The organism is Corallococcus terminator (genome assembly GCF_003611635.1).
GTDB lineage: Bacteria > Myxococcota > Myxococcia > Myxococcales > Myxococcaceae > Corallococcus > Corallococcus terminator.
Window position 1 is genome coordinate 1 of sequence record NZ_RAVZ01000466.1, and the last position, 5,901, is coordinate 5,901.

The following is a 5,901-nucleotide window of genomic DNA, read 5'->3' on the forward strand; positions in this document are numbered from 1 at the left end:
GGGTGGGCGCGGGCGTCGGCGCCGCGGCGGCGGGGGCCTGCTGCGTCGCGGGCGACTCCGCGGACTTCGGCGTACAGGCGCTGATACCGGCGGCGGACAGCACCGCGAGCCATGCGAGGTTCGTTCGTCCCAGCCCCATCACGTGACGCTCCTTGTGGTCTTCGCAAAAAGAAGGGGACGCGAGGCATGCCGCCCGCGTCCCCCGGTCAACGGACCTGCGTCACCTTACGGCAGCGACGGGGTGTTCTCCGTGAAGTATTCGTGGCTGTCCGCGTTGGCGCGCGCCTTGGTGGGGTTGGACTTGGCCAGGGCCTTGGCCGCGGTCTGGCCGTAGGCGTTGTCGCCCGTGCCCGCCACGACGGTGAAGTGGCTCATCTCGTGGACCAGCGTGCCGGCGCGCGAGTCCGTGCCCGTGTTGGGCGCGCTCCAGAAGGCGCCGCACACGTAGATCTTGTACGGCGCGTTCGAGTACACGTAGGCGTACGTGCCGCTCTCGTTGCAACTGCAGTCCACCACGACGGCCGCGGAGTCGAACGCGGTCTTGATCTTGCTGAAGTGCGTCTTGATCGTGCCCCAGTTGGTGGTGGAGTACGTGCCGAACCACGTGGTGAAGCGCGTGGTCGCGGAAGGCGTCCCGTTCAGGTACGTGAGAGAGTTGGTGGAGTAGGTCTTCGCGCTGTTGAACGCGGTGGAGATGGAGGTCTGCTCGGACGCGGTGCAGGCGCCGGAGTAGGCCAGGCTCTGGCCCGTGACCTGGCCCATCGCCTGCGCCTCGTCGCGGCTGTTGCGGCGGCCTTCGATGAAGAGGCTGACCTCGTTGGAGGACAGCGCCGTCACGCTCGAGCGCGCCTCCAGCTCGTAGCGGATGGCGTAGGTGCCCGTCTGGGACAGGTCATACGCGTCGGAGACGACCACCGGGCCGGAGATGCTCTGGCCGGGGGCGATGGTGATGATGTCCTCGGGGCGGCCCAGCACGCGCTTGTAGTGCGCGCCGGTGTAAGCCACGGACTCGCCATCGCGCAGCACGGACAGGCGGCCCTCGTTGAGGCCCTCGCCCGGCGCTTCCCACTTCTGGATGCTGACCGGCGTGGAGGAGGTGTTGGTCAGCGTCACCTGCACCGTCACCGTCTCGCTCGCCGCCATGGACGCCTTGGCGACGGACACCGTCGCCGTCAGGGCGCCCTGGGCCTGCTCGGCGGCCTCGGGCTGCGAGGTCTCACCCTCAACCGGAGCGCCGCAGGCACCCAGCAGGGAAACGCCAACCGCAGTGCCCACCAGCCACTTGAAACCACGAAGGCTCTTGCTCACGAGGAACTTCCTTTCGGAAAAACGACGCAGCGAACACCAGGGGGAATGCCCGGGTCCTCACACTTATAGGGGAAGACGGGCTCGCTGATGATGGCACGAAATACTGTGAAATAAACGCCTCCCCACTATTCCGTTTCTCGCCGCGGTGCGGCCCGGGGTGGCGTGGGGCGTTAGGCTTCGTGCGGCACGGGGCGTTGGTTCGCGGCCGTAGGAACGAGGTGTCGGACGATGCGCGCAGTGGTGTTCGAACATGAGGAGCACGAGGGCCCGGGGCTCCTGGGGCCTGCGCTGGAGGCGGCGGGTTTCACTCTGGTGCGAAGGTTCCGGACGGTGCGGCGCGAGGACGTGGACGCGCCGCTGGTGGTGGTGATGGGCGGACCGATGGGCGTGTACGAGGCGGACGCCCATCCCTTCCTGAACGATGAGCTGGCGTTGCTGGGAGAGCGGCTGGCGAATGACCGCGCGTGCGTGGGTGTCTGTCTGGGCGCGCAACTGCTGGCGGCGGCGGCGGGCGCGCAGGTGTCGCCGGGCAAGAATGGCTTCGAGGTGGGGGTGGGCCCGGTGCGCTGGACGCAGGACGCGCTGAAGGACCCGGTGGTGGCGGGCGTGAAGGCGCGCACGGCGGTGGCTCACTGGCATGGGGACACGTACACGCCGGTGCCGGGGGCGACGTTGCTGGCGTCCACGGACCGCTACACGCAGCAGGCGTTCCGGCTGGGGAGGTCCTACGGCTTCCAGTTCCACCTGGAGCTGACGGCGAAGGAACTGGGGCGCTGGCTGGAGCTGGGCGCGGAGGACCTGGTCACGCGCGGCAAGGACCTGGAGGAGCTGAAGGCGCAGCTTCCCAAGCTGAAGGCCGCGGAGGCGGAGAACACGCAGATGTTGCAGCGGCTGGCGCATGCGCTGGCGAAGGGACTGCGCGCGCCATGAAGCTGACCCGCCTGCACGTCCACCACTACCGCGAGCTCGCGCCGGACACGCTCTTGACGTTCGGGCCCGCGCTCAACGTGGTGGTGGGGGAGATGGGCAGTGGTCGCACGACGCTCCTGGAGCTGGTGTCCACGGTGGTGTGCTCGGACTTCTCCGGCCTCTTGCGCGAGCCGTTCTCGTTGGACTACTCGCTGCGCTTCGACGCGCTGACGGTGGACGTGGCGGTGCGCAACGAACCGCCCGCCGCGCTGCCCGCCACGACGGGCGCGGACGCGGGGCCGGGGACCGCGCTGGCCCTGCCGCCTTCGGGGCTCGCGCACGGGCTGATGCCCTCCATCGTGGCGACGGTGCGCTGGGACGAAGCGGAGGACGTGCGGCTGGTGATGCGCGCGAGCGCCACGGGCTTCGCGTGCGAAGTGGATGGCGCGGCGGGCTTCGCCAAGCGCATGCACTGGTCGGTGTTGGATCGCTCCGTGTGGACGCTGCTCTTCATGGCCGCGCAGTACCTGGAGCGCGGCGTGAAGGACCGGCTGAAGGAGCTCTTGCGCCGCACGTTCCTGCTGGCGCCGCCGCGCTTCGACGAAGCGCTGGGGATGTTCGAGCGCATCGGCGCCATCCGCTACGCGATGGAGCGGCGGGGCGAGGACCTGTTTCCACTGGGACTCATGGCCCTGCCCACGTGGATGCCCGGGTGGCTGCGCGAGCAGGTGGAGCACGAGCCGCTGCCCCCGACGTTGATGTTCCGCCACGAAACGCTGCCGCGAAGCTTCCTGGCGCGCTTCGTGACGCTGGCGGGGTTCGCGTCGGGCACGCTCACGGTGGACGTGACGGAGACGACGCCCCTGTCCCAGGGCGGACGGCTGGGCTTCAGTGGCTTCCGCTTCGCGTTCGTGCGCGCGGACGGCACGCCGGTGGCCCAGGAGCAGTTGGGGTACGGCCAGCGGCGGCTGTTGTCCTTCCTGTACTACCTGGATGTCCACGACGCGTTCGTCATCGCGGACGAGCTGCCTGCCGGACTGCCTCCGGAGCTGGTGGAGGCGTGCGTGAAGGACGTGGGCGAACGTCAGGCGTTCCTCACCAGCCAGAACCCCCTGCTGTTCGAGCACCTGTCCTTCCGCGACGCGGAGGACCTCCGCACCTCGTTGATCCGGTGCGAAGGCGGCGCGGGGCGCGGTGCCTGGCGCTGGACGCAGCCGTCGCCCGAAGTGGCGTCGCGTCTGTTCGACGCCTGGCGCGAGAAGGCCGTGCCCCTGGGCGCGGTGCTGCGCGCCCAGGGCTTCGGGTGAGGCTCAGCGGCCGGCGAGCAGCTCCGTGCTGAAGGAGAAGCCGGCCAGCAGGTAGGGCATGGCGCTGGTGCGGTTCTCATGCGTGAGGTACCAGCCGGCGATGAGCACCGCGGTGGGCTTGTTCATGAAGCCGCCCGGGCGGGTGTCGAAGGCATACGCGACGATGGGGCCCACGCGCATGTGGCTGTTCGTGGGCAGGGTGCGGCCGGGCGATGGCTCCACGGCGTTGGCGTTATCATCGTAGCTCGGCCACACTGCGGAGAAGCGAGCCCCCAGCGTCCAGCGGCCGTTCATCCAGAGGAGGTCCGTGTCGTTGGCGAGCACCCAGCCCTTGCCGGGCACCAGCGTGTCCAGCGTCGGGTCATAGAACGTGCCCCGAGTACCGCCGTCGCGCAGGTCCATGTTCCAGTACTCGATGGCCATCTTCGTGCGCAGCGCCACCGACTTCACCTTCGCCTGGAGCGTGGGCTCCAGGAAGAAGTGGTGGCCGGAGGTGCCGTAGGCCTGGTCGTTCGTCACGTCGCGCAGGTCGTCGTCGTAGTCCTGGAACGAGTCCGGATACGACTGGACGCTGCCGAAGGTGCCGAAGAACTGCACGTATTCGTAGCCGGCGCGGAGGTTGAACACCGCCACGGGCTGGAGCTCCACGATGGGCCCCACCTTGAAGAACGCCGGGCTCAGTCTGAGGCTCGCGCCAGCGCTGGCGTACGTGTCGCGCAAGAGCAGGGAGGGGCTGTCGAAGAGGCGCTTCTGGTAGACGAGCCTGTTCTGCGATTCGAGCCCCAGCGGGTTGTAGCGGAACACGTTGAGGGTGGTGAAGTAGACGCGGCGCTCCGGGATCGGCGGCAGCAGCACCGGGGGCGGCGCGTTCTCCGCGATGGGGGGCTCGGGTTGCTGCGCGGTCGCGGTCGCGGACAGGCCCAGCAGGGCCACCATCGCTGCGCGGGGAAGCCATTTCGAAATGGAGCGCATCCAGACAGACGTCGGGCGCTGCGGGAACACGTTCGCGGGCATGCGTCCTCTCGGCGGGGGAGCCCGTGGCGGGGGCCCCCGAGGGAAGGGCTGCACGCCACGGCGGACGCGAGCGTCATCCAGGTTGTGCGCGGGCTTCAAGACGCAGCAGGTCGAAGCCCGCGTGACGCCGGGCGTCAGCGCGAAGGAACAGCGAACCTAGAAGGCGACCTGGAAGCGCGTCAGCAGTGCGTTCTCCGGGGCGCGGTCTCCGGTGGGAGCGCCGCCCTCGTAGTCCGTGCGGTGGAAGTTGGCGCCGAAGCGCACGCGCTTGTTGAAGTACCAGTTGGCCCCGACGCCGAAGCCCTTCGCCGCGCTCACCGACTTCGTGGGGTCCGCGAAGCGGGGGAAGGCGTCGTCGTCCAGGTCCAGCGCGTGGTAGCGCACCGCCACCTCCAGCGCGCCGCCCTTGCCCGTCTCCGGATCAAAGGGCGTGGTCGGCTTGACGCCGTCGTAGGCTGCGTCCCCGCCGAACACCACCCACGACGCCAGGGCCTGCCACGCATGGTGGCGCAGCCGCGCGCGCTCATCCCCCAGTCGCACCTCCTGCGTGGAGCTCACGTACTCCGCGAGCAGTCCCAGCGGGCCCTTGTAGAAGTATCCCTGGGGCGCGATGCGCAGGTGTTCGCCGTGCGCCGTGACGGTGGCGCCGGCCCCCGTGCCGCTCAGGTAGCTGAAGATGATCTCCTGGCCGGTGCTGCGAAGGACGGACACGCCGGTGCTGGAGGCCGTGCCGAACTGCTGGCCCCGCGTCACCGCGAAGCCCACGCCCAGGCCCTTGAGCAGGGCGGGGCCGCTCGGCTTGAAGGGTTGGACGAAGAGCCGCGCGGCCAGGTCGAAGCTGTCGTCGGTGTTGAGGTCGGAGCTCACGCCGTCCGCCTCGCCGTTGAGCGCCGCGATGGAGTACTGCACCCGTCCGCCGAGCACGTCTCCGTGCAGCTCCAGGCCCACGTCGCGGATGGGGACCAGGTCCACCGTGAGCGAGCGTTCGATGAAGGGCGTGTTGACGGCGGCCTGGAGCAGCTCCAGCCCGAAGGGCGTCTTGAACTTGCCGGCGCGCAGGCGGAGCTTGTCGCTCGGGTGGAAGTCGATCCACGCATCCTGCACGAGCGGCTGCATGCTTCCGAAGTCCGGCATGAAGCGGAAGTCGACGAAGCCGAAGAACGTCCCCTCCAGCATGGGGCGCACGCGCCGCATGACGAAGCCGTTGGTGCCGGTGCGCTCCGGATCATCCAGGAAGAAGCGCCCGTCCGCCTGGAGCTGCCCGCGAAACTTCACCACGAAGGCCTTGTCCGCCGAGGACAGGGAGAAGCCCTCTTCCGACAACTGGATGCGCGGAGCCTCCGGTGCCGGGGAGGGTTCGGGG

At 69.3% G+C, this 5,901-nt stretch carries 5 protein-coding genes; 2 read left to right on the forward strand and 3 right to left on the reverse strand.

Annotated features, from left to right (window positions below; translation table 11 throughout):
• Positions 1–225: 225 nt before the first annotated feature.
• Complete coding sequence (locus D7V88_RS38135) at positions 226–1,308, reverse strand: M35 family metalloendopeptidase (RefSeq protein WP_120545458.1); 1,083 nt, start codon at positions 1,306–1,308, stop codon at positions 226–228.
• 228 nt (positions 1,309–1,536) lie between these two features.
• Between D7V88_RS38135 and D7V88_RS38140 the strand changes: the two genes are divergently transcribed.
• Positions 1,537–2,238 (forward strand): glutamine amidotransferase-related protein, encoded by a 702-nt coding sequence (locus D7V88_RS38140; protein ID WP_120545459.1) that lies wholly within the window; start codon positions 1,537–1,539, stop codon positions 2,236–2,238.
• The gene (locus D7V88_RS38145) at positions 2,235–3,524 is read left to right on the forward strand and encodes an ATP-binding protein (RefSeq protein ID WP_120545460.1); all 1,290 of its coding nucleotides are present in this window, start codon (positions 2,235–2,237) and stop codon (positions 3,522–3,524) included. Before D7V88_RS38140 ends, D7V88_RS38145 begins: the two co-directional genes overlap by 4 nt.
• A gap of 3 nt (positions 3,525–3,527) precedes the next feature.
• Here D7V88_RS38145 and D7V88_RS38150 read toward each other — a convergent pair whose 3' ends face one another.
• Positions 3,528–4,538 carry a hypothetical protein gene (locus D7V88_RS38150; protein WP_120545461.1) on the reverse strand — a complete coding sequence of 337 codons (1,011 nt, stop codon included), beginning with the start codon at positions 4,536–4,538 and terminating at the stop codon, positions 3,528–3,530.
• A gap of 156 nt (positions 4,539–4,694) precedes the next feature.
• Positions 4,695–5,901: OprO/OprP family phosphate-selective porin (locus D7V88_RS38155; protein WP_120545462.1), on the reverse strand; the 1,207-nt coding region annotated here is incomplete at its 5' end.

Bases quoted from the DNA above. Each gene is read 5' to 3' on its own strand.
- D7V88_RS38140 (WP_120545459.1), top strand. From the start codon at position 1,537: ATGCGCGCAGTGGTGTTCGAACATGAGGAGCACGAGGGCCCGGGGCTC.
- D7V88_RS38145 (WP_120545460.1), top strand. From the start codon at position 2,235: ATGAAGCTGACCCGCCTGCACGTCCACCACTACCGCGAGCTCGCGCCG.
- D7V88_RS38150 (WP_120545461.1), bottom strand. From the start codon at position 4,538: ATGCCCGCGAACGTGTTCCCGCAGCGCCCGACGTCTGTCTGGATGCGC.